Genomic DNA, 23,851 nt, shown 5'->3' with positions numbered 1-23,851 from the left:
CGAATGTCGCGGGTCAGCCTCGTGCCTTCGTCCAACTATTCCAGGCGCCTGGGATTCCGTCGACGCCACGGCCTCGCTGACGAGCCGCGATCCGACGGCACACCTGGGTCAGTACTCGATGATCCTAGTCAGGTACGGCGTCATACCGGCCTTGCGCACGGGGCTCACGGTCACTTTGCCCGCGCTTCCGGATGCCTCCAGCATCTGGCCGTTGCCCAGGTACATGGTGACGTGCTGGCCACCGCCCGGGCCGTAGAAGATCAGGTCACCGCGCCGGGCCTCGCTGGGCGGGATGTGCCGGCCGGCGTTGTACTGGTCACCGGAGAACCGCGGGATCAGCACCCCGACGCCGGCGAACCCGTAGCGCATCAGACCGGAGCAGTCGAACCCGGTGATGTTCGCACCGTCGTCGATTCCCTTGCTCGGCCCCTGCAGCGAGCCGCCGCCCCACGAATAGGGCACGCCCATCTGCGATCCCATCCGCTTGATCACGTACTCGATGGCCTGGCGGCCGTTCGCCCGCGGAATCTTGGCGCCCGGGTTGGTGGGCGTCGCGGAGGCGGCGGGGGCGGGATCACCCAGGATGTTGATTCCCAGCCCGCCGAGGAATTGCCTGCCCAGGTCCATCGTGGTCTGGGTGGCCTGCGCGGTGGCTTGCAGCGACGCGTTGGCGACGGCGAGCGGATCGCCCGGGGCGCCGGCGCTGATCGTCGCCGGCAGCGTCGGATCCCACGCTCCGGGATCGGCGTTGGCCGGGGCGGCGACAGACAACATCAGCCCGGTCACCAAAGTGGTGATCCAGGCCAAGTTGAACAGGCGAAATCGCTTGTGCCGCATAGCTCCTCGATTGGTAGTCATCCTCGTTTAATAGTCGATGTAGCGAACCACGTAGGGGGTCATGCCGCTGGTGCGCACGGGTGCGACGCGGACCTTCAAACCGATGTCGGGAGCCTCGAGCATCTGGCCTTGACCGAGGTAGATGGTCACGTGCTGGCTACCGCCCGGGCCGTAGAAGATGACGTCGCCGCGACGCATCTGAGACGACGGGATCTTGCGGCCCAGGTTGTACTGCGAACCCGAGTAGTGCGGCAGCTTGATGCCCACCCCGGCGAACGAGAACAGGACCAGGCCCGAGCAGTCGAATCCGGTGATCCCGGCGCCGGAGTCGATGCCCTTACTCGGGCCCGCCGCGTTGCCACCGCCCCAGGAGTAGGGCACGCCGATCTGCGACATGCCGCGACGGATCACGTATTCGGAGGCCTGCCGACCGTAGACGCGCGGGATGCGTCCACCCACGCCACCCGGGTTGGCGTTGGTGATCCCGGTGTCGTCGGGCTTGAGAATGCCGATCGACTGCAGGAAGCCCTTCCCCATCTGCGCGGTGACCTGCGTCGAGGTGGCCGAAATACCCAGCACCTGGTTGATCACCGCGACCGGGTCGCCCGGAACGTTGGCACTCGGCACCATCGGAAGCGTGGGATCCCAACCGTCCCAGTGCCGTCCGCCGGACGGGGCTTGCCCGGCCGGCGCTCCCGGATCCCAGCGGTCCCCCGTCGTCGGCGTGGCGCCACCCCCGGTCGACCAATGCGCGGACGCGAGTTGAGCCTGCTGAAGTTTGGCCTGAGCCTCGTCACGCTCAGCGGCCAGGCGGGTGATCTGCTCACGCTGTTCTTCGAACTTGTGCTTCGAGTTGGTCAGCGCGGCTACCGCGGCGTCCTGGCTGGATTTCGCGTCGGCAGCGGCCTTTTCGGCCTTCTGCTTGGCCAGCCGGGCCGCGGACTCCCTGTTCACCTGCTCGGTGCGAGCCCGCTGCAGGTTGTCCAGCACCGTCTGGGCACTGGCCGCCAGGGTCCTCGAGGCGCTTTCGGTCGCGATGATGTCCTCGGGGCTGCGTGCGGTCAGGTAACTTCCCGACGGACCGTTCATATAGGTGGCGGCGGCGAACGTGTTGAAACGACGTTGGGCGGCAGCGATTGCCGCGTTGGCATCCTTGACCGACTGTTGGCTGACCTCAAGATCGTGCTCGGCCGCGGTCACGTTGTCGCGGGCCGTCTCGACGTCGACCAGGGCCTTGTTGACGGCCTCCTGCTCGCCCTGGATTTCGGCGCTCAGGTCCTCCAGCCGCTGGTTGGCCTTGGCGACGTTGGCGATCAGCACACCGAGGCTGTCGGCGTTCGGATCAGCCTGCGCCAGACCGGGTGTGGTGACCAGCATGGCCACACACAGGACCGACGGAATGACCGGACGGACCAGCCTGGCGAACGGTCGCGCAGCAGAGCCCCGGCGTGTGCGTCTCATTCGACTTAGCTCCCCTTGGGCTCAACGCGGACGGCGGCGCCAGCCCCGATTTTCTCTATTAGCGCCAAAGACAACACGAGCATCATTTGCACCGTACGTCACAGTGGTTCGGGAAGATATGGTCGTCACAAATCGCAACCCTCTACGTGCGTTTAATGTGACCGAACGGTGACCTACGCGATTTGCCGCGCAGCGTCGCGAGTTCCCCCGGCCGAACCGGCCAGGGGCGGATGTGTGCGGTTAGGCGCCCTGGGCGGGCTCTTCGTCGGAAGGCGCCGCCCCGTCGACCGAGGTTGCTGACCGCCTCGCGCGCAATTGCAGGAAGCGGGCGCCGACGGCCGCGGCGAGCACGCCGATAAGCAGGAAAATGGTCAGGCCGGTCCACGGGAATTCGGGGGTTTGGAGCTCGTGCAAAAAGTGCTGCGACGAGACCACCGGATTGCCCGTCTTGGCGATGTCTTCGCCGGCCTCGAGCGTGACGCGCGGAAACTGCGTGCTGTAGGTGCCGACGAAGTTCGGGCTCAGCGTCAAGACCGTGGCGTCGTGATAGTCGGCGCCGACCACGGTGGAGATATCGCGCAGCGGCGTGTCATTCGGCGGGTTGTGGTCGAGTAACACGATTTTCAGGTTGATGCCGGAGGCACGCGCTTGATCGACAACGACGAGCAGGGCCGGCATGACGTCCGGTGGCGCGCTGACCCCGGACGCGGCTACCCGCGCCTTGATGGCCGCCATGTCGACGTCTTGCGGGATATAGGCAGGCAGCACCGGCCGCAGAAAGAAGGTGGTCTGCGGTAGTTCCTCGAACCAACCCTGCGCGGTCACTGTGTGCCTCCTCCCGCTGAACAGCCCAAGTGCTACAGGCACCGTACGCGAACAGTAGGGAAAAGGGGTTTCAACCCGGCCCCTGGCCGACCAGACTGAAAATTGATGTGCCGCTGTATTGCAGGACAAGCGTACTGTTAAAGTTGGCATGCACCGTCGACACGGCCCGTCGACGGAAGAACTAAATCCCAGGGAGTTGATGTGACCAGCAAAGAATCTGTGAACTCGTTCGGAGCCCGCGACACCCTGAAGGTCGGCGACAAGAGTTACCAGATCTACCGTCTCGACGCCGTGCCCAATACCGGGAAACTCCCCTACAGCCTGAAGGTTCTTGCCGAAAACCTGTTGCGCAACGAAGACGGCGCCAACATCACCAAGGACCACATCGAGGCGATCGCGAATTGGGATCCCAACGCGGAGCCCAGCATTGAGATCCAGTACACCCCTGCCCGCGTGGTCATGCAGGACTTCACCGGCGTGCCCTGCATCGTCGACCTGGCCACGATGCGCGAGGCCATCGGCGACCTGGGTGGCAAAGCGGAGAAGGTCAACCCGCTGGCGCCGGCCGACCTGGTGATCGACCACTCGGTGATCGCAGACCTGTTCGGCACCGCCGATGCCTTCGAGCGCAACGTCGAGATCGAGTACGAGCGCAACGGCGAGCGGTACCAGTTCCTGCGCTGGGGCCAGGGCGCCTTCGACGACTTCAAGGTCGTCCCGCCGGGCACCGGCATCGTGCACCAGGTGAACATCGAATATCTGGCCAGCGTTGTCATGACCCGCGACGGCGTGGCCTACCCCGACACCTGCGTGGGTACCGACTCGCACACCACGATGGTCAATGGCCTCGGCGTGCTCGGCTGGGGCGTGGGCGGCATCGAGGCCGAGGCCGCGATGTTGGGCCAGCCCGTCTCGATGCTGATCCCGCGCGTCGTTGGTTTCAAGCTGACCGGCGAGATTCAGCCGGGCGTGACCGCCACCGACGTCGTGCTCACCGTCACCGAGATGTTGCGTAAGCACGGAGTGGTCGGAAAGTTCGTCGAGTTCTACGGCAAGGGCGTGTCGGAAGTGCCGTTGGCCAACCGCGCCACGCTCGGCAACATGAGTCCCGAATTCGGTTCCACCGCAGCAATTTTCCCGATCGACGAGGAGACCATCTCCTACCTGAAGTTCACCGGCCGCAGCGATGAGCAGCTGGCACTGGTTGAGACCTACGCCAAAGAGCAGGGCATGTGGCACGACCCGACGCATGAGCCGGCGTTCTCCGAATACCTCGAGCTCGACCTCTCCACGGTGGTGCCGTCGATCGCCGGCCCCAAGCGCCCGCAGGACCGAATCCCGTTGTCGCACGCCAAGCCAACCTTCCGCGAGCAGATCCTCAGCTACGTCGACGGCGACGAGGACGGGCAGCAGGGCTACTCGAAACTGGACGAGGCGGTCGAGGAGACCTTCCCGGCCAGCGATCCGGGCGCAGTGTCGAACGGACACGCCGACGACGTTCCCCAAGTGCATTCGGCCGCAGCACATTCCAAGGGCCGCCCCAGCAACCCGGTGACGGTGCGCTCCGCCGAGCGTGGCGAATTCGTGCTCGACCACGGCGCGGTGGTGATCGCCGCGGTCACGTCGTGCACGAACACCTCCAACCCGGAGGTGATGCTGGGCGCCGCACTGTTGGCCCGCAACGCGGTCGAGAAGGGTCTGACTTCCAAGCCGTGGGTGAAGACCACGATGGCCCCCGGTTCCCAGGTCGTCAACGACTACTACGACAAGGCGGGCCTGTGGCCCTACCTGGAGAAGCTCGGCTTCTATCTGGTCGGCTACGGGTGCACCACGTGCATCGGCAACTCCGGGCCGCTGCCCGAAGAGATCTCGAAAGCCATTAACGACAACGATCTTTCGGTGACCGCGGTGCTCTCGGGCAACCGGAACTTCGAAGGCCGCATCAACCCGGACGTCAAGATGAACTACCTGGCGTCACCGCCGTTGGTGATGGCCTACGCGCTGGCCGGGACCATGGACTTCGACTTCGAGAGTCAGCCGCTCGGGGCAGATAAAGAAGGCAAGGATGTCTATTTGAAGGACATCTGGCCGTCGCAGAAAGACGTCTCCGACACCATCGCCTCGGCGATCAACTCCGAGATGTTCACCAAGAACTACGGCGACGTGTTCAAGGGCGACGAACGGTGGCGCAACCTGCCCACCCCGAGCGGCAACACCTTTGAGTGGAACGCGGATTCGACCTATGTGCGCAAGCCCCCGTACTTCGAGGGCATGCCCGCCGAACCCGAGCCGGTCAGCGACATCACCGGCGCCCGGGTGCTGGCGCTGCTGGGCGATTCGGTGACCACCGACCACATCTCCCCCGCCAGCAGCATCAAGCCGGGCACGCCGGCGGCGCAGTACCTCGACGAGCACGGCGTGGACCGCAAGGACTACAACTCCTTCGGGTCGCGACGCGGCAACCATGAGGTGATGATCCGCGGCACGTTCGCCAACATCCGGCTGCGCAACTTGCTGCTGGACGACGTGTCCGGCGGATATACCCGCGACTTCACCCAGGACGGTGGGCCGCAGGCCTTCATCTACGATGCGGCGCAAAACTATGCAGCACAAAACATTCCGTTGGTGGTGCTGGGCGGCAAGGAGTACGGGTCGGGCTCGTCGCGAGACTGGGCGGCCAAGGGAACACGGCTGCTGGGTGTGCGGGCGGTGATCGCCGAGTCGTTCGAGCGAATCCACCGCTCCAACCTGATCGGCATGGGCGTCATCCCGTTGCAGTTCCCCGAGGGCAAGACGGCCCAGGAGCTCGGGCTGGACGGCACCGAGGTCTTCGAGATCACCGGGATCGACGCGCTCAACGACGGCAAGACACCGAAGACGGTACACGTCAAGGCCGTCAAAGAAGCCGGCGGCGACGACGTCGAGTTCGACGCCGTGGTGCGCATCGACACCCCGGGTGAGGCCGACTACTACCGCAACGGCGGCATCTTGCAGTACGTGCTGCGCAACATGCTCAAGTCCGGCTAGTCCCGAGCCGACCAAAGCCCTGGCCAAATGCCAAAAGTCAGCGAGGACCATCTGGCGGCCCGGCGCCGCCAGATCCTCGATGGTGCTCGCCGTTGCTTCGCCGAACACGGCTACGACAGAGCCACGGTCCGGCGGCTGGAGCAGTCGATCGGGATGTCGCGCGGCGCGATCTTCCACCACTTCCGGGACAAGGACGCACTGTTCTTCGCGCTCGCGCACGAGGACGCCGAGCGGATGGCCGACGTCGCGTCACGCGAGGGGCTGATACAGGTGATGCGCGACATGCTCGCCGCACCCGAGCAGTTCGATTGGCTGGCCACCCGGTTGGAGATCGCGCGCAAGCTGCGCAACGACCCCGCGTTCAGCCGCGGATGGTCGGAGCGCTCCGCGGAACTGGCCGCCGCCACCCACGATCGACTGCAACGGCAGAAGGAAGCACAGCGGGTGCGCGACGACGTACCCGGTGACGTGTTGCAGTGCTACCTGGAACTGGTCCTGGACGGGTTGGTGGCCCGGCTGGCCTCCGGCGAAGATCCGCAGCGACTGTCCGCCGTTCTCGACCTGGTGGAGAACTCGGTGCGCCGCAACGATTCTGGGCCGCACGAGGCCTAAGCAAACGGCACTGCGCTGTTGCTCGCAGTGCCGTTGGTAAGGGCGATGCCCTAGAGGTCTAGCGGTGCCGAGCCGTGTGGTTGGGCCCGCCGCGGCTGCGCATCGTGGTACCCGACTCGCGCAGCATGCTGTGAATCGACCCGTACGACCTGCCGGTATTGGCAACGAGCGTCCGAATACTCGCCCCACCCTCGTAGGCGGTGCGCAGCTCGTCCAACAACTCGGTGCGCATCTCTTTAGACTTTGACACTGACCCCTCCACGCTTGAAACTCTGACCCAAGCACCAAGAGTAAGAACCAGTTGTCGTACGCGTGTCGATTTCGCCGAATTCGCGTGCAATGACTTATCGCGCCTCAGGCGAGCTCGATCAGATCCCGGTATTCCTCAGACCAATAGTCCTCGGTGCCGTCGGGCAGCAAGACAACGCGTTGCGGGTCCAGCGCTTCGGCCGCTCCGGGATCGTGTGTCACCAGCACCACCGCGCCTTGATAGCTGCGCAGCGCGTCGAGCACCTGTTCCCGCGACGCCGGATCGAGGTTGTTGGTCGGTTCGTCGAGCAGCAAGACGTTGGCCGTGGATGCCACCAGACCGGCCAACGCAAGTCGCGTCTTCTCGCCACCGGACAGGGTGCCGGCCGGCTGGTCGAGCTGCGGGCCGCTGAACATGAACGCGCCGAGTAGGCCGCGCAGGTCTTGTTCGCCCGACTCGGGTGCGGCATGGCGGATGTTCTCCCACACCGTCGCGTCGTTGTCGATGGTGTCGTGCTCCTGCGCGAAATAGCCCATCCGCAAACCGTGTCCGGGCTCCAGCCCTCCGGTGTCGGGCTTTTCGGTGCCGGCCAACAGGCGCAGCAGCGTCGTTTTGCCCGCACCGTTGAGTCCCAACACCACGACGCGCGAACCGCGGTCGATGGCCAGGTCCACGCCGGTGAAGACCTCGAGCGAGCCGTAGGACTTGCTCAACCCCTTGGCCACCAGCGGGGTGCGCCCGCAGGGAGCCGGCGTCGGGAACTTGATCCGGGCGATTTTGTCGGCGACGCGTTCGTCGTCGAGGGCAGCCATCATCCGATCGGCGCGACGCAACATGTTCTGCGCCGCAACGGCTTTGGTGGCCTTCGCGCCCAGCTTGGCGGCTTGCGAACGCAGCGCGGTGGCCTTGCGTTCGGCGTTGGCGCGTTCCCGGCGACGGCGTTGCTCGTCGGTGGCCCGGGCATCGAGGTACTTCTGCCAGGTCATGTTGTAGACGTCGGCCTCACCGCGCACGGCATCGAGAAACCACACCCGGTTGACGACGTCGGCGAGCAGTTCGACGTTGTGGCTGATGACCACCAGACCGCCGGTGTGGGACCGCAGGAAATCCCGCAGCCAGCCAATCGAATCCGCGTCAAGATGGTTGGTCGGCTCGTCGAGCAGCAAGGTGGTCGAGGAACCCGATCCGGCATCGGAGGCGGCGAACAGGATTCGCGCCAGCTCCACCCGCCGGCGCTGACCGCCGGACAGGGTGCGCAGCTGCTGCGTCATGACCCGTTCCGGCAGACCGAGACTCGCGCAGATCCGGCCTGCTTCGCTCTCGGCGCCGTAGCCGCCCAACGCGACGAACCGCTCCTCCAGCTGGCCGTACCGGCGGATCGCACGGTCGCGCGCCTCGTCGTCGGCGACCTCGGCCATCAACGCCTGCTGCTTTTCCAGGTCGGTGAGCAGCACGTCCAACCCGCGCGCCGAGAGCACCCGGTCGCGAGCCAACACGTCGAGGTCGCCCTCTTTGGGATCCTGTGGCAGGTAACCGATTTCGCCGGTGCGGACGACGGACCCGGCGTACGGTTCGCTTTCCCCGGCCAGGATGCGCAGGGTGGTGGTCTTGCCCGCGCCGTTGCGCCCGACCAGCCCGATGCGGTCGCCGGGCTGGATCCGAAGGTCGGGACCGTCGGGTGAGAGCAAGATGCGCGCACCAGCGCGGACCTCAAGGTCCGTAGCGGTGATCACGATCGCTCTCCTCTGGGCACGTTATTTCTCGTCGGTGAATACCGGGGGCCGCCGCTCTGCGCGCGCAGTAACCGCTTCTTCGAAGTTCGCGGTGAGCAGGCGGACGAAAAGCTGTCCCAAGCCTTCGGCTTGCATGTGCCCTTCCAGGCTACCGGCGTCCAGTCCACTCCACAGTGTGCGCTTGGTCAACTCGACTCCGGGCCGGGAGAACGCGGCGATCCGCGCGGCGATCGCGTAGCAGGTGTCCAGCAACTGGCCTTCGGGCACCTGACAGGACACCAGCCCGATACGCTCGGCCTCCTCGGCGGTCACGTCACGACCGGTGAGCATGATCTCGAACGCCCGCGACGCGCCGATGGCCCTGGGCAACAGGTAGGACAAACCCAGTTCGCTCGCGGTCAGACCGTTGTTGATGCCCGCGGCCCGGAAATAGGCGTTGGTGGAGGCCACCCGGATGTCGGCGGCCAGCGACAGGCACAAACCACCGCCGATGGCCGCGCCGTTGACCGCCGCGATGACCGGCTGGTGCATCCGCCGTAGCGCCAGAATGACGTCGTCGAGCAGCTCCATGGAGCGCAACGCATACGTCGGGCGGGTCAGCCCGTCAACGTTCGGCACCGTGCCCGCGGACTTGTGATCGGCACCGGAGGAGAATCCCCTGCCCGCCCCGGTCAGCACCACCACCCGCACGGAGTTGTCGTAGGTGACCTCTTCCAGGGCCGCCTTCAGCGGCACCATGACGTCGAACGCCATGGAATTCATCCGCTCGGGCCGATTGAGAGTGATCAAGGCCACGCCGGGCCGCGGGTGTTCAACGAGTACCAAACTCACCCGTGAACGGTATCGCGGACGTTGCTAGAGACCTATTCGGCGGCTTGGACCAAGCTTGGCTCAGGCCTGATCGGCTTGCGCCGCCTCGACGTCGAAGTCCCTGATTTGCTGCACCAAGTCTTCCAGCGCCGCCGGCGGCAGAGCACCCGGCTGATTGAACAGCAGTTTGCCCTTCTTGAAGGCCATCAGCGTCGGAATGGACCGAATCTGCGCGGCAGCGGCGAGCTGCTGTTCGGCTTCGGTGTCCACCTTGGCGTGGACGATGTCGGGGTGTTTCTCCGACGACGCCTGGAAAGTCGGCCCGAACTGGCGACAGGGCCCGCACCAGGAAGCCCAGAAGTCGACCAGCACGATGTCGTTGTTCTCGATGGTCGCGTTGAACTGCTCCGCAGTGAGATCCTGTGTTGTCACATTTCGCCTAACGCCGGGTACTGCTCGGATGTTCCCACGCGAATGTCGACCATTGGCGCACTCCCATACTGCTCCCGCCAGCGGCGATTGGCCAGCGCGACGGTGCGTACCGCAATGCCGGGACAGTGACGCGGGCCGATCTTCCCAATGAACAGTTGGGTTTTCGTGTGCGGGAGACCACGGTGAGTGCCCTGAGGTTACGGTTGCGGAGGTTTTCCCCGCTCGGACAGACTTAGGGCTGATGATCCGTCGCCGGACGGACCGGTTGAGGGAGATGTCTTGGGCCACTACATCGCCAACGTCCGTGATCTCGAGTTCAACATCTTCGAAGTTCTCGAGGTAGACGCAATACTCGGCGCCGGGCAGTACAGCGAGCTGGACGCCGACACGGTGCGGACCATCTTGTCCGAGGCCGCTCGCCTGGCCGAAGGGCCGGTCGCCGAGACTTTCGCGTTCGCCGACCGCAACCCACCGGTGTTCGATCCCAAAGAGCACACGATCAGCGTGGCGCCCGAGCTGGCCAAGACCGTGCAAGCGATCAAAGACGCCGAGTGGTGGCGCCTCGGTCTGGCCGAGGACATCGGTGGCATGCCCGCTCCGCCGCCGCTGGCCTGGGCGGTCAACGAGATGATCTTCTGCGCCAACCCGTCGGCAAGCTTCTTCTGTCTGGGTCCCTTTATGGCACAAGCACTTTGGGCCGAGGGCGACGAAGAGCAAAAGCGTTGGGCGGCAGAAGGAGTCGAACGCGGCTGGGCCGCGACGATGGTGCTCACCGAACCCGACGCGGGTTCCGATGTCGGCGCCGGCCGCAGCAAGGCCATTGAGCAACCGGACGGCACCTGGCACATCGAGGGCGTCAAGCGTTTCATCTCCGGCGGTGACGTCGGCGACACCGCCGACAACGTCTTCCATCTGGTGCTGGCCCGCCCGGAAGGTGCGGGCCCCGGCACCAAGGGGCTGAGCCTGTTCTACGTGCCCAACTACCTGTTCGACCCCGACACGTTCGAACTCGGGGCCCGCAACGGGGTTTACGTCACCGGGCTCGAACACAAGATGGGCATCAAGTCGTCGCCGACCTGCGAGGTGACGTTTGGCGCCACGGATGTGCCCGCGGTGGGTTATCTGGTCGGCGGCGTGCACAACGGGATCGCGCAGATGTTCACCGTGATCGAGCACGCGCGCATGACCATCGGCGTCAAGGCCGCCGGCACGCTTTCCACGGGTTACCTCAACGCGCTGGCCTACGCCAAGGAACGGGTTCAGGGCGCCGATCTGACTCAGATGACCGATAAGACCGCGCCGCGGGTCACGATCATGCACCACCCCGATGTGCGCCGCAGTCTGATGACCCAGAAGGCTTATGCCGAAGGACTGCGGGCGCTCTACATGTATGCCGCGGCGCATCAGGATGATGCACTGGCACAACAAGTTTCGGGCGCCGACCACGAAATGGCGCACCGTGTCGACGATCTGCTGCTGCCCATCGTCAAAGGCGTGAGCTCAGAGCGGGCCTACGAGATCCTGACCGAGTCGTTGCAGACGCTGGGCGGCTCGGGCTTCCTGCAGGACTACCCGCTGGAGCAGTACATCCGCGACTCCAAGATCGATTCGCTCTACGAGGGCACCACCGCGATCCAGGCCCTGGACTTCTTCTTCCGCAAGATCGTCCGCGACCACGGCGCGGCGCTGCAGTTCGTCACCGCTCAGATCAGCGACACCATCGACAACTGCGACGAGGCGTTGAAAGCGCAAGCGCAGGCCGTGCAAACCGCCCTCGACGAGGTCACGGCGATGACGGGGGCGTTGACCGGTTACCTGATGTCCGCGACGCAGCACCCGACCGAGATCTACAAGGTGGGCCTGGGTTCGGTGCGCTATCTGCTCGCGGTGGGCGACCTGCTGATCGGCTGGCGACTGCTGGTGCAGGCGGGCGTCGCGCACGCGGCGCTGGGCGACAATCCCGCCGAGAAGGACGTCGCGTTCTATCAGGGCAAGATCGCGACGTCGGCATTTTTCGGCAAGAACATGCTGCCGAAGCTGACCTCGCTGCGCCGCGTCATCGAATCCATCGACGACGACGTCATGCGTATTTCCGAAGAGGCGTTCTGATACTGGCCGTTACGGCGTCACGGGTCGGTTGACGTCGTTGAACCTGACGATCACCCGCTCGAGCGGTTTGACGCGCTCGGCTTTCGCCCGCTTGGCGTAGGTCCGGCGATCGGCCGGCGTGAGTTCGGCATCGTCGCTGAAAGCGCTGAGCAACGCGCGCGGGTACAGCCGCTCGACGAGCACGACGTTCATCTCGGCGCACAGCACCAGCGTCGTCGACACCAGATACAGGAACGCCAGCAACCCCAGCACCAACGCGAAAACACTGTTGGTGGCGCTCGCCGTCTTGACCGTGTGCTGGATATAGCCGGCGCCGAACCACTGCAGTATCTGCCAAATGAACGCTGCCGCAACGGCTCCCGGCAGCACCTGTCGGTAGCTGAGTTCCTTCGACGTGGTCACCTTGAAGGCCACCAGACAGATCACTGTGTTGACCGCCGCAGCGGTGAGCGTGACGCCGATCCTTCCGAAGACGCCCAATTCCTGAGTCGTCTGGGCGATCCCGGACAGCACGGTCGCCGCGATCACCGCCGAACCGAGCACGAACAGCAATCCGAAACTGCGCACGCGGGCCCGAAGCAGGTTGGGACGTTTGTTCTTCGGCACGGCCCACACCGAGTCCATGGCGTTTTGCACGGCTTGGCCGACGCCCAGCCCACCGTAGAGCGCACCCAGGATTCCGACCACCACGGCGACCGACCCCCCGCTGAGCCCTGCGGGCTGATGCAGCTGGCTGCCGATCACCGGGAACTGGCTCAACGTGCCGTGCAGCACCTGCTCCTGCAGGTCGGGGCGACCGGCGAGCACCACACCCAGACCCGTGGTCAACAACAACAGCATCGGAAACAGTGACACGAAGCCGTAGTAGGTGATCAGCGCGGCGAGATAGCCGCCTTGATCATCGAGATATTTGTAAATGACCGCGACGGTCACACTCACGCCGCGGTTCCGACGCTGCAAATCGTCCAGCCAGCCGACCATCGCCGATCACTCATCCCCCCACAAACCCAACTCGACATGAGATGAGCTGGGCATACCCCAAATCAGCGACGGCCAACCCCCGTGCGGCGGCGTGAACTCATAGCTGCGGCACAGCTGGATCCGGTAAACGTTGGGACCAACACCACGATTGGAGAAACGTTGATGGCTGCCAACGCTCATCGGTCTCGGCTCGCCCGGTTCGCCGTGTTCGCGCTCACCGGAGTCACCGCGGCATCCGTCGTGGCGTGTGGCTCGTCGCACACGGCCGCCCCGTCCTCGTCGACCGGCCCCACCAGTAGTGCGTCCGCACCCGCGACGTCTGCCCCGCCACCGGCCAGCGGCCACGCCCGGGTGCAGGGTCTGATCGCATCGGTGTCGGGAAACACCGCACAGGTCACCCAGGAAAAGGGCAACGCCGCAGTGGCTTTCACGACGTCGACCAAGGTCACCGAGGTCACCGCGGCGGCGCGCAGTGACGTCACCGCCGGAAGTTGCGTCGTCGTACGACCCGCGCATCGGGAATCCCAGCCGGATCAACCGCTCACCGCGGCGTCCGTGCGGGTGAGCCCCGCCGTCGACGGGAAATGCCCGTCGGGCAACGCCCCCGGCGGATCGACCACGCCCCCGCCGGGCGCTGGGGCCAAGAACCCGCCGGTGCGGGGTACCGTCGCGTCCGTCGCGGGTAACACGATCACCGTCACCGGCGCCGGTTCGCAGACCCCGGTCACGGTCACAGACCAGACGCGGTACAGCAAGCAAGCCAGTGCCGACACTCAGGCGATCGCACAAGGCAAATGCCTGACCGCGCAAGGCAATCAAGACGGTAGCGGCACGCTACAAGCGACGACTATCGACCTGCGGCCCGCCCACGACGGCAAATGCGTGGGCAAAAAGCCCACGGGTCACCACAGCTGAGCGGCGGCTAAACGGTGAAGCCGAGGGCGCGCAGTTGCTCGCGGCCGTCCTCGGTGATCTTGTCCGGGCCCCACGGCGGGTTCCACACCCAGTTGATCCGCAGGTCATTGACCAGACCGCTGCCGACCAGCGCGCTACGCGATTGGTCCTCGATCACATCGGTCAGCGGGCAGGCCGCCGACGTCAGCGTCATGTCGATGGTCGCGACCTTTCCCTCGTCGCCGTCCTCGACGTTGAGGCCGTAGACCAGCCCCAGATCGACGACGTTGATCCCGAGTTCAGGGTCGACGACGTCGCGCATCGCCTCCTCGAGGTCGGCGATGAATTCCTCGTCGGGTGCGGTGGTTTCGCTCATCGTTGGTCCTCCTCGAAAGCATGGCTGGCCTGGGCCAGTGCGTCTTTGCAAGCCATCCATCCCAGCAGAGCACATTTCACCCGCGCCGGGTACTTGGCAACTCCGGCGAAGGCGATGCCGTCGCCGAGGACATCCTCGTCGCCGTCGACCGTTCCCCGCGACGACACCATCTCGGTGAACGCGGTGATGGTCTTCAGCGCCTCCCCCACGCTTTGGCCGATCACCTGCTGGGTGAGCACCGAGGTGGCGGCCTGGCTGATCGAACAGCCTTGCCCGTCATAGGAAACGTCGGCGACGGTCTGCCCGTCGTCGGACAACGTCACCCGCAGCGTGACCTCGTCGCCGCAGATCGGGTTCACGTGATAGACCTGCGCGCCGTACGGCTCGCGCAGTCCGCGGTGCTGCGGGTGCTTGTAGTGATCGAGGATCACGTCCTGATACATCTGCTCCATGCGCACGGTTCACACCCCGCCGAAGAACTCTATTGCCCGGCGCACGCCGGCCACCAGCCGCTCGACCTCGTCGGCGGTGTTGTACACCGCGAACGACGCCCGCGCCGTGGCGGCGACACCGAATCGGCGGTGCAGCGGCAACGCGCAGTGGTGCCCGACCCGCACCGCGACGCCCTCGTCATCGAGCACCTGTCCGACGTCATGAGCGTGCACGCCGTCGACGACGAATGCGATTGGCGAGCCCCGGTTTTCCATCGCGGTGGGCCCGACGATGCGCACCGCGTCGATACCGGACAGCCCGTCGAGGGCCGCGGCGACCAGCTCGTTCTCGTGGGCTTGCACGGCGTCCATGCCGAGTTGACTCAGATAGCGTGCCGCCGCGCCCAGCCCCACCACCTGGGAAGTCATCGGAGTGCCCGCCTCGAACCGCTGCGGGGGCGCGGCATACGTCGTGGCTTCCATCGTGACCGTCTCGATCATCGAACCACCGGTGATAAACGGCGGCGCCGTCTCGAGCAACTCACGACGCCCGTACAGCACACCGATCCCGTTGGGGCCCAGCATCTTGTGACCGGAGAACGCGGCGAAGTCGACGTCGAGGGCATGGAAGTCGACCGGCTGGTGAGGCACCGACTGGCAGGCGTCCAGCACGGTCAGCGCGCCCACCGCCTTGGCCCGGGCGACCAGCTCGGCCACCGGCGCCAGCGCGCCGGTCACGTTCGAGTGATGGCTGAACGCAACGACTTTGACGCGCTCGTCGAGCTGTAGCGAGTCCAGGTCGATACGGCCGTCGTCGGTGACTCCGTACCACCGCAGCGTCGCCCCGGTGCGCCGAGCCAGCTCCTGCCATGGGACCAGGTTGGCGTGATGTTCGAGCTCGGTGGTGACGATGACGTCGCCTTCACCGACGGCCCGGTCGAATCGCTTGTCGCCCAACACATACGACACGAGGTTCAGCGATTCGGTGGCGTTCTTGGTGAAGACCAGCTCCTGGGCGTCGGCGCCGACGAACGCCGCGATGTCGGCCCGGCCCTCCTCGTAGGCGTCGGTGGCCTCTTCCATCAGCTGATGCGCACCGCGGTGCACGGCACCGTTGGAGGTCAGCAGAAATTCCCGCTCGGCGTCGAGCACCTGCAGCGGGCGTTGCGACGTCGCGCCGGAATCCAGATACGCCAACTGCTTTCCCCCGCGCATGATGCGCTTGAGGATCGGGAAATCAGCACGGATCGCCGCGACGTCCAGTGGATTCACGGAGGCCGCCATGGTTACGCCCCCGCGGACGCCGCTTGGCTGGTGAAGCGCTCGTAGCCGTGCGCTTCGAGCTCGTCGGCCAGTTCGGGACCCCCCGACTCGACGATGCGGCCACCGACGAACACGTGCACGAACTGCGGCTGGATGTAGCGCAGGATCCGGGTGTAGTGGGTGATCAACAGGACACCCCCGTGTTCGGCTTCGGCGTAGCGGTTGACGCCCTCGCTGACCACCCGTAGCGCGTCGACGTCCAGGCCGGAATCGGTCTCGTCCAGGATCGCGATCTTCGGCTTGAGCAGCGATAGCTGCAGAATCTCGTGGCGCTTCTTCTCACCACCGGAAAAGCCTTCGTTCACACTGCGTTCGGAGAACGCCGGATCGATCCCCAGATCGTCCATCGCGCCCTTGACTTCCTTGACCCAGTGCCGCAGCTTCGGCGCCTCACCGCGCACGGCCGCGGCGGCGGTGCGCAGGAAGTTCGACATCGACACCCCCGGCACCTCGATCGGGTACTGCATGGCCAGGAACAGGCCGGCCCGCGCCCGCTCGTCGACGCTCATCGCCAGCACATCCTGGCCGTCCAGCGTGATCGAACCGGACGTTACCTCGTACTTCGGGTGCCCGGCGATCGCGTAGGACAGGGTGGACTTGCCGGACCCGTTCGGGCCCATCAGCGCGTGCGTCTCCCCCGATTTCACGGTGAGGTCAACGCCTTTGAGGATCGGGATGGCGTCGGACTCGTTGGTGCGCGCGACACTGACGTGCAGATCCTTGATTTCGAGCGTGGTCATCAGTTCTTGATTCCTTCGGTTAACTCAAGTTCGTGTTCGATGGCCTCGGTGAGCCGTTCGCGCACGGCGGGCACGGCGATCTTCTGGATGATCTCGCCGAAGAATCCGCGAACGATCAGCCGGCGGGCCTGATCCTCCGGGATACCGCGAGCTTGTAGGTAGAACACCTGCTCGTCGTCGAATCTTCCGGTGGCACTTGCGTGTCCGGCGCCGACGATCTCGCCCGTCTCGATCTCGAGGTTAGGCACCGAATCGGCGCGGGCGCCGTCGGTGAGCAACAGGTTGCGGTTGGTCTCGAAGGTGTCCGTGCCGGTGGCTTCCGCGCGGATCAGCACGTCGCCCACCCAGACGGTGTGTGCATCGGGGCGGCTGGATTCCGGATCCGCTTGCAGCGCACCCTTGTACAACACATCCGACCGGCAGTTGGGGTACGCGTGGTCGACGAGCAACCGCGATTCGAAGTGCTGGCCATCGTCGGCGAAGTAGGTGCCGAGCAGCTGGGCGTCACCGCCGGGTGCGGTGAACCGCACCGTCGTCGACGTACGGACCAGATCGCCCCCGAGCGTCACGTTGACGTGGCCGAGCACCGAATCCTTGCCCAGCCGTGCGTGATGCGAGCTGACGTGCACCATGTCGTCGGCCCAGTCGGCGATCCAGATGACCCCGACAGCCGCCGCGTCGCCGACGATGATCTCGACGTTGTCGGCGTAGGTCCCGCTGCCGCGCAGGTCGATGACGAAGATCGCGCGGGCGAGTTCCTCGACGCGGATCTGCAGATGCCCGTAAGCGACCGCGCCCTCGCCGGGCCCGGTGATCGCGATTTCGATTGGCTTGGCGACCTCGGTGTCACGCGGGACGGTCACCACCGTCGCGGAGTTGAATGACGAGAAAGCTTGGGCCGCAACACGATCAGTGGGAACACCACCCTGACCGAGCCGCTCGTCGCCGCGGCGGACGATCTCGGTCTGCACGCCGGGCTGTTCGCCGACACTGATCTGCGCCTTGCCGTTGGCGACGGCCGAGCCGTCGTGCAGCCCGCGCAACCGGCGCAGCGGGGTGAACCGCCAGATCTCGTCGCGACCGCTGGGCACCTCGAAAGCATCCACGTCGAACGACGCGAACAGCTCCCCCTTGTTCAGTGCGGCGGCCGACGATCCCTGCAGAGCCGTCATCCGACCGCGCCCTCCATCTGCAGCTCGATCAGCCGGTTGAGCTCCAGCGCGTACTCCATCGGCAGTTCCTTGGCGATCGGCTCGACGAAGCCGCGCACCACCATCGCCATCGCCTCGTCCTCGGTCATGCCGCGGCTCATCAGGTAGAAGAGCTGGTCCTCGCTGACCTTGGACACGGTGGCCTCGTGACCCATCGTCACGTCGTCCTCACGGATGTCGACGTACGGGTAGGTGTCGCTGCGGCTGATCGTATCGACAAGCAGCGCATCGCATTTCACGCTGGAGCGAGAGCCGTGGGCACCCTTGTTCACCTGCACCAGGCCGCGGTAGGACGCGCGGCCACCGCCGCGTGCCACGGACTTGGAGACGATGTTGCTCGACGTGTTGGGCGCCAGGTGCAGCATCTTGGCACCGGTGTCCTGGTGCTGACCCTCGCCGGCGAACGCCACCGACAGCACCTCACCCTTGGCGTATTCGCCGGTCATCCAGACCGCCGGGTACTTCATCGTCACCTTCGACCCGATGTTGCCGTCGACCCACTCCATCGTGGCGCCCGCTTCGGCGCGGGCGCGCTTGGTGACCAGGTTGTACACATTGTTCGACCAGTTCTGGATCGTCGTGTAACGGCAACGGCCACCGGGCTTCACGATGATCTCTACCACCGCAGAGTGCAGCGAGTCGCTCTTGTAGATCGGCGCGGTACAGCCTTCGACGTAGTGCACATAGGCACCCTCGTCGACGATGATCAGCGTCCGCTCGAACTGGCCCATGTTCTCGGTGTTGATCCGGAAGTAAGCCTGCAGCGGGATGTCGACGTGCACGCCCGGCGGCACGTAGATGAACGAACCACCCGACCACACAGCGGTATTCAGCGCGGAGAACTTGTTGTCACCGGCCGGGATCACGCTGCCGAAGTACTGCTTGAAGATCTCCGGGTGTTCGCGCAGACCGCTGTCGGTGTCCAGGAATATCACGCCCTGGCTCTCCAGGTCCTCCCGGATCTGGTGATAGACCACCTCGGACTCGTACTGCGCGGCGACACCGGCGACCAGGCGCTGCTTCTCCGCCTCGGGGATGCCCAGCCGGTCGTAGGTGTTGCGGATGTCCTCGGGCAGGTCCTCCCACGACGCCGCCTGCTTCTCGGTGGAGCGCACGAAGTACTTGATGTTGTCGAAGTCGATGCCCTCGAGGTTCGAGCCCCAGTGCGGCATCGGCTTCTTGTCGAACGTGCGCAACGCCTTCAGCCGGGTCTGCAGCATCCACTCCGGCTCGTTCTTCTTTCCCGAAATGTCACGGACCACGGCTTCGGACAGGCCGCGCTGCGCGCTGGCACCCGCGACGTCGGAGTCCGACCAGCCGTAGCCGTACTTGCCCAGGGAATCGATCGTCTGCTCCTGGGTCAGGGGCCCGGAAGGCGCTCCGGTGACCGGCGGCGTGGTTGCCTCTGGCGTGAGTGTCATGCGGACGCTCCTTTGATGTTGGTGCCGGCGCGCGGGCTGGGCGCCGCTTGATGCTAGGTCTTGCTTGCTGCCTTGCTCGCAACCGGTGCGAGCGGCACATGGGTGGTACAGGCGCAATCGCCGTTGACGATGGTCGCCAACCGTTGCACGTGAGTGCCGAGAACTTCGGCCATGGCCTCCCGCTCGGCCTCGCACAGTTCCGGGAATTCCTCGGCCACATGCGAAACCGGGCAGTGATGCTGGCAGATCTGCACGCCGTGCAGCGGCGGGCCCACCCGGGTCGTGGTGGCGACGTAGCCGGCCTTGGTCAGTGCACCGGCCACACGTTGGGCGGCGGCCTCGACGTCGGCGTCGTCGGCACTGTCGGCGGGTTCGACGTCGGCCAGGATCGTGTCGATACGGCGCCGGGCGAACGTCTGCAGCGCGCCCTGTCCGCCGATCTCGCGCAGTTGACGCATCGCCGCGACCGCCAGGTCGTCGTAGGAGTGGTCGAGCTTGGCCCGGCCTGCCGCCGTCAACCGGAAACGCTTCGCGGGGCGCCCGCGTCCGGCCTGCTGCCATGCCGCGGCGGCCGCCGATTCCGCGTCGCCCGCGTCGATCAGCGCGTCCAGGTGACGCCGCACGCCCGCCGCCGCCAGACCCAGCCGGTCACAGATCTCGCTGACGGTGATCGACCCGGATTCCAGCAACAGCCGCACGATGGCGCGGCGGGTGTGACCATCCGGAACGACGGTAGGAGCCGCGGCACCGGTCGCCGGCACGACGCCGACTTCCTGGGTTTCCTCGGCAGTCCGGATTTTCACAACACCAGTGTGACGCAATTCCGGAAAACGGTCCAGCAAGGCTGCCCTCAGTGCCAGGTGGTGCCGATCGCACGGCGAGCATCGGGCCGCGGCCTCGCGGCATGCCGCTACGCTGCACTGATGGCAGAGCGCCACCACTCGCTGAGCTCGTCGATCGCCGCGTTGCACGGCGACGAGAAGCCTGTGGGCTCACCGCTCAATGAGACCGAACTCACCGCAGTTCGGCGCACCAGACTGTTCGGCGCGACCGGAACGGTGCTGATGGGGATCGGCGCCCTGGGCGCCGGCGCCCGTCCCGTCGTCCAGGACCCCACGTTCGGGGTGCGGCTGCTGAACCTGCCATCCCGGATTCAGACGGTGTCGTTGACGATGACCACGGTCGGGGCGGTCATGATGGCGCTGGCCTGGTTGATGCTGGGCCGATTCGCGCTGGGCAAGCGGCAGATGTCACGCGGTGAACTGGATCGCACCCTGGTGCTGTGGATGCTGCCGCTGCTGATCGCGCCGCCGATGTACAGCAAGGACGTCTACTCCTACCTGGCGCAGAGCCAGATTTCGCTGGAGGGCCTCGACCCGTACCAGGTCGGCCCCGCGTCCGGGCTGGGCCTCGGCCATGTGTTCACCCTCTCGGTGCCCAGTGTGTGGCGCGAGACGCCGGCGCCCTACGGACCGTTGTTCCTGTGGATCGGGCGCGGCATCTCGGCGCTGACCGGCGAGAACATCGTCGCCGCGGTGCTCTGCCACCGGTTGGTGGTGCTGGCCGGTGTGGCGATGATTGTGTGGGCCGTACCGCGGCTGGCCCGGCGCTGCGGCGTCGCCGAGGTCAGCGCGCTGTGGCTGGGTGTGGCCAATCCGCTGTTGCTGATGCATCTGGTGGCCGGCATCCACAACGAGGCGCTGATGCTCGGGTTGATGCTGATCGGCGCCGAATACGCGCTGCGCGGTATCGATGCGCCCCGGCTGCGGCCCGTCTCCTGGCGCCGGTTGGGCCCCGACTGGGAGCCGCTGGGCATGTTGCTGGCCGGCTCCATCCTGATCACGCTGTCCTCGCAGGTGAAGCTGCCCTCGCTGCTGGGGCTGGGATTCGTCACGATGGCGCTGGCTCATCGCTGGGGCGGCAACCTGCGGGCGCTGCTGCTGGCCGGCGGCGGGATCGGGTCGCTGGCGCTGGCGGTGATGGGCCTGGTGGGCTGGGCGAGTGGGCTCGGATTCGGCTGGATGTTCACGCTGGGCACCGCCAACGTGGTGCGCAGCTGGATGTCACCGCCCACACTGCTGGCCCTGGCCACCGGACAGGTCGGAATTCTGCTGGGCCTGGGCGATCACACCACCGCCGTGCTGGCCCTGACGCGTTTTATCGGCGTGCTGATCATCATGGTGCTGGTCAGCTGGTTGCTGTTCGCGGTCTTCCGCGGCCGGCTGCACCCAATCGGCGGCCTGGGCGTCGCGCTGGGCATCTGCGTGCTGCTGTTTCCCGTGGTGCAGCCCTGGTACCTGCTGTGGGCGATCATTCCGCTGGCCTGCTGGGCGACGCGCACCGGCTTCCGCGAGACGGTCATCGTGATCACGCTCGTCGTCGGGATCTTCGGACCGACCGCCAACGGCGATCGGTTCGCGCTGTTCCAGATCCTGGATGCCACCCTGGCCAGCGCCGCGGTAATGGCCGTGCTGGTCGCGCTGACCTACACCCGCCTGCCGTGGCGACCGCTGCAGCCCGCGTCCACCGGCAACGGCGACGGGTCGCCGGGCGCCGAGCCCCGCGCGACCGTCCAGACCCCTCGATCCGAGTCGGCGCCCGACGCCTACGCTGACTCGACGTGAGTTCGGGCCGCCTAGACCCCCAAGCCCCCGAGACGGTGGTGCGGCTGTGCGGGGTGAGTAAGCATTACGGCTCGACGACCGCTGTCGCCAATCTCGATCTCGACGTGCGCGCCGCGGAAGTGCTGGCCCTGCTCGGGCCCAACGGCGCCGGCAAGACGACGACCGTCGAGATGTGCGAGGGCTTCGTACGTCCCGACGCCGGCACGATCCAGGTGCTGGGGTTGGACCCGGTCGCCGATAACACCAAGCTGCGCGCGCGTATCGGGGTGATGCTGCAGGGCGGCGGCGGCTACCCGGCGGCCCGCGCCGGCGAAATGCTCGACTTGGTGGCCTCTTACGCCGCCGACCCGTTGGACCCGCAGTGGCTGCTGGCCACCCTGGGGCTCACCGATGCCGCCCGCACCACATACCGGCGGCTCTCGGGCGGGCAGCAGCAACGGCTCGCGCTGGCCTGCGCGCTGGTGGGACGCCCGGAACTGGTGTTCCTCGACGAGCCCACCGCCGGCATGGACGCGCATGCCCGGCTGCTGGTGTGGGAACTGATCGACGCGTTGCGCCGCGACGGTGTGACGGTGGTGCTGACCACGCACCAGCTCAAGGAGGCCGAGGAGCTCGCCGACCGGATCGTCATCATCGACCGGGGGTCGACCGTCGCGGAAGGCACACCGGCGGAGCTGATGCGCTCCGGCGCGAAAGACCAGGTGAGGTTCACCGCACCGCCGCGACTTGACTTGTCGCTCTTGGCTTCCGCACTGCCGGAGGATTACAAGGCCACCGAGGTGACCCCGGGCGAGTACCTGGTCGAGGGACCGGTCGACCCGCAGGTGCTGGCGACCGTGACGGCGTGGTGTGCCCAAATCGACGTGCTGGCAACCGATATGCGTGTGGAGCAACGCAGCCTCGAAGACGTGTTCCTGGAGCTCACCGGCAGGAAGTTGCGATCATGACCGACACCGACACCCCGGTGTTCCCCCCCGGCACCTTCACCCCCGATCCGCGTCCCAGCGCTGTGCCGAAGATGCTGGCCGCCCAGTTCGGGCTGGAGCTGAAGCTGTTGCTGCGCAACGGTGAACAGCTACTGCTGACCATGTTCATCCCGATCACGCTGCTGGTCGGCCTGACGCTGTTGCCGTTCGGCTCATTCGGCCACAACCGTGCCGCGACGTTCGTGCCGGCCATCATGGCCCTGGCCCTGATTTCGACGGCATTCACCGGGCAAGCCATCGCGATCGCGTTCGACCGCAGGTATGGGGCCTTGAAACGACTTGGGGCCACGCCACTTCCGGTCTGGGGCATCATCGCCGGCAAGTCCCTGGCCGTGATCACCGTCGTATTTCTGCAGGCAATCATTTTGGGCGCCATCGGTTTTGCCCTGGGCTGGCGGCCCGCGCCGCTGGCTCTCGTGCTGGGCGCGGCGGTCATCGCACTGGGCACTGCCGCCTTCACGGCACTGGGTCTGCTGCTCGGCGGCACGCTGCGCGCCGAGATCGTCCTCGCGGTGGCCAACTTGATGTGGTTCGTCTTCGCCGGACTGGGCGCGCTGACGCTCGAGACGAACATGATCCCGACCGCGGTCAAATGGGCGGCCCGGCTCACCCCGTCCGGCGCGCTGACCGAGGCGCTGTCGCAGGCGATGACGCTGTCGGTCGACTGGTTCGGCGTCGTCGTCCTGGCGGTGTGGGGCGCGGCGGCCGCACTGGGCGCGCTGCGCTGGTTCCGTTTCACCTGAGCGGCACGGTAACCACGCAGCCGAC

At 66.2% G+C, this 23,851-nt stretch carries 21 protein-coding genes and 1 pseudogene; 7 read left to right on the top strand and 15 right to left on the bottom strand.

The features are described 5' to 3' along the window. Positions 1-108: 108 nt before the first annotated feature. The 3 genes from ripB to ACAG21_RS20995 all read right to left on the bottom strand — a co-directional run bounded on the left by ripB (position 109) and on the right by ACAG21_RS20995 (position 3,075). Positions 109-837: an NlpC/P60 family peptidoglycan endopeptidase RipB gene (gene ripB / locus ACAG21_RS21005; RefSeq protein WP_370498242.1), complete on the bottom strand. Its 729-nt coding sequence runs from the start codon at positions 835-837 to the stop codon at positions 109-111. A 27-nt stretch (positions 838-864) separates the two neighbouring features. After that, positions 865-2,298 carry an NlpC/P60 family peptidoglycan endopeptidase RipA gene (gene ripA, locus ACAG21_RS21000; protein WP_370498186.1) on the bottom strand — a complete coding sequence of 478 codons (1,434 nt, stop codon included), beginning with the start codon at positions 2,296-2,298 and terminating at the stop codon, positions 865-867. A gap of 240 nt (positions 2,299-2,538) precedes the next feature. Continuing rightward, on the bottom strand, positions 2,539-3,075 hold the full coding sequence (locus tag ACAG21_RS20995) for a DUF6676 family protein (RefSeq protein ID WP_370498241.1): 537 nt from the start codon (positions 3,073-3,075) through the stop codon (positions 2,539-2,541). 249 nt (positions 3,076-3,324) lie between these two features. On the opposite strand from ACAG21_RS20995, the gene ACAG21_RS20990 reads away from it, so the two are divergent. Together ACAG21_RS20990 and ACAG21_RS20985 are read left to right on the top strand one after the other, a co-directional pair. Beyond that, positions 3,325-6,150: an aconitate hydratase gene (locus tag ACAG21_RS20990; RefSeq protein ID WP_370498185.1), complete on the top strand. Its 2,826-nt coding sequence runs from the start codon at positions 3,325-3,327 to the stop codon at positions 6,148-6,150. Between the two features lie 27 nt (positions 6,151-6,177). Continuing rightward, positions 6,178-6,762: a helix-turn-helix domain-containing protein gene (locus tag ACAG21_RS20985; protein WP_370498183.1), complete on the top strand. Its 585-nt coding sequence runs from the start codon at positions 6,178-6,180 to the stop codon at positions 6,760-6,762. Positions 6,763-6,820: 58 nt separating this feature from the next. Here the strand turns inward: ACAG21_RS20985 and ACAG21_RS20980 are convergent, their stop codons facing one another. The 4 genes from ACAG21_RS20980 to trxA all read right to left on the bottom strand — a co-directional run bounded on the left by ACAG21_RS20980 (position 6,821) and on the right by trxA (position 9,987). Then, positions 6,821-7,012: a helix-turn-helix domain-containing protein gene (locus ACAG21_RS20980; protein WP_096286857.1), complete on the bottom strand. Its 192-nt coding sequence runs from the start codon at positions 7,010-7,012 to the stop codon at positions 6,821-6,823. Positions 7,013-7,116: 104 nt separating this feature from the next. Further along, positions 7,117-8,745, bottom strand: coding sequence for an ABC-F family ATP-binding cassette domain-containing protein (locus ACAG21_RS20975; RefSeq protein ID WP_370498182.1), 1,629 nt, complete (start codon positions 8,743-8,745; stop codon positions 7,117-7,119). 21 nt (positions 8,746-8,766) lie between these two features. Next, positions 8,767-9,576 carry an enoyl-CoA hydratase gene (locus ACAG21_RS20970; protein WP_370498180.1) on the bottom strand — a complete coding sequence of 270 codons (810 nt, stop codon included), beginning with the start codon at positions 9,574-9,576 and terminating at the stop codon, positions 8,767-8,769. 60 nt (positions 9,577-9,636) lie between these two features. Beyond that, positions 9,637-9,987, bottom strand: coding sequence for a thioredoxin (gene trxA, locus ACAG21_RS20965; protein WP_085221813.1), 351 nt, complete (start codon positions 9,985-9,987; stop codon positions 9,637-9,639). A 279-nt stretch (positions 9,988-10,266) separates the two neighbouring features. On the opposite strand from trxA, the gene ACAG21_RS20960 reads away from it, so the two are divergent. After that, positions 10,267-12,096 carry an acyl-CoA dehydrogenase gene (locus ACAG21_RS20960; RefSeq protein WP_370498179.1) on the top strand — a complete coding sequence of 610 codons (1,830 nt, stop codon included), beginning with the start codon at positions 10,267-10,269 and terminating at the stop codon, positions 12,094-12,096. 9 nt (positions 12,097-12,105) lie between these two features. Here ACAG21_RS20960 and ACAG21_RS20955 read toward each other — a convergent pair whose 3' ends face one another. Next, complete coding sequence (locus ACAG21_RS20955; protein ID WP_370498178.1) at positions 12,106-13,077, bottom strand: YihY/virulence factor BrkB family protein; 972 nt, start codon at positions 13,075-13,077, stop codon at positions 12,106-12,108. A 162-nt stretch (positions 13,078-13,239) separates the two neighbouring features. Between ACAG21_RS20955 and ACAG21_RS20950 the strand changes: the two genes are divergently transcribed. After that, a complete protein-coding gene (locus tag ACAG21_RS20950; protein WP_370498177.1) occupies positions 13,240-13,992 on the top strand; it encodes a DUF5666 domain-containing protein in 753 nt (250 codons plus the stop codon). A gap of 7 nt (positions 13,993-13,999) precedes the next feature. Here the strand turns inward: ACAG21_RS20950 and ACAG21_RS20945 are convergent, their stop codons facing one another. The 7 genes and pseudogenes from ACAG21_RS20945 to ACAG21_RS20915 form a co-directional block, all read right to left on the bottom strand. Beyond that, positions 14,000-14,347, bottom strand: coding sequence for a metal-sulfur cluster assembly factor (locus ACAG21_RS20945; RefSeq protein ID WP_370498176.1), 348 nt, complete (start codon positions 14,345-14,347; stop codon positions 14,000-14,002). Further along, positions 14,271-14,799: pseudogene (gene sufU, locus ACAG21_RS20940) on the bottom strand (Fe-S cluster assembly sulfur transfer protein SufU). The gene ACAG21_RS20945 and the pseudogene sufU overlap by 77 nt, the downstream one beginning before the upstream one ends. Before the next feature lie 9 nt (positions 14,800-14,808). After that, positions 14,809-16,062 carry a cysteine desulfurase gene (locus ACAG21_RS20935; protein ID WP_370498175.1) on the bottom strand — a complete coding sequence of 418 codons (1,254 nt, stop codon included), beginning with the start codon at positions 16,060-16,062 and terminating at the stop codon, positions 14,809-14,811. Between the two features lie 2 nt (positions 16,063-16,064). After that, positions 16,065-16,841 (bottom strand): Fe-S cluster assembly ATPase SufC, encoded by a 777-nt coding sequence (gene sufC / locus ACAG21_RS20930; protein WP_370498174.1) that lies wholly within the window; start codon positions 16,839-16,841, stop codon positions 16,065-16,067. After that, positions 16,841-18,013, bottom strand: a complete 1,173-nt coding sequence (gene sufD / locus ACAG21_RS20925) for a Fe-S cluster assembly protein SufD (RefSeq protein ID WP_370498173.1) — start codon at positions 18,011-18,013, stop codon at positions 16,841-16,843. The genes sufC and sufD overlap by 1 nt, the downstream gene beginning before the upstream one ends. After that, on the bottom strand, positions 18,010-19,473 hold the full coding sequence (gene sufB / locus ACAG21_RS20920; RefSeq protein WP_370498172.1) for a Fe-S cluster assembly protein SufB: 1,464 nt from the start codon (positions 19,471-19,473) through the stop codon (positions 18,010-18,012). The genes sufD and sufB overlap by 4 nt, the downstream gene beginning before the upstream one ends. Before the next feature lie 53 nt (positions 19,474-19,526). Then, complete coding sequence (locus tag ACAG21_RS20915; RefSeq protein ID WP_370498240.1) at positions 19,527-20,333, bottom strand: helix-turn-helix transcriptional regulator; 807 nt, start codon at positions 20,331-20,333, stop codon at positions 19,527-19,529. A 63-nt stretch (positions 20,334-20,396) separates the two neighbouring features. On the opposite strand from ACAG21_RS20915, the gene mptB reads away from it, so the two are divergent. From mptB to ACAG21_RS20900, 3 genes are read left to right on the top strand one after another with little or no spacing between them, the layout of a single operon-like run. Further along, on the top strand, positions 20,397-22,097 hold the full coding sequence (gene mptB, locus ACAG21_RS20910; protein WP_370498171.1) for a polyprenol phosphomannose-dependent alpha 1,6 mannosyltransferase MptB: 1,701 nt from the start codon (positions 20,397-20,399) through the stop codon (positions 22,095-22,097). Further along, a complete protein-coding gene (locus ACAG21_RS20905) occupies positions 22,094-23,044 on the top strand; it encodes an ABC transporter ATP-binding protein (RefSeq protein WP_370498170.1) in 951 nt (316 codons plus the stop codon). The genes mptB and ACAG21_RS20905 overlap by 4 nt, the downstream gene beginning before the upstream one ends. Next, complete coding sequence (locus ACAG21_RS20900; RefSeq protein ID WP_370498169.1) at positions 23,041-23,826, top strand: ABC transporter permease; 786 nt, start codon at positions 23,041-23,043, stop codon at positions 23,824-23,826. Before ACAG21_RS20905 ends, ACAG21_RS20900 begins: the two co-directional genes overlap by 4 nt. The last annotated feature ends 25 nt before the right edge of the window (positions 23,827-23,851 follow it).

The organism is Mycobacterium sp. pR1184, assembly GCF_041287235.1.
GTDB lineage: Bacteria > Actinomycetota > Actinomycetes > Mycobacteriales > Mycobacteriaceae > Mycobacterium.
This window is presented reverse-complemented; position numbering and strand designations above follow the sequence as displayed.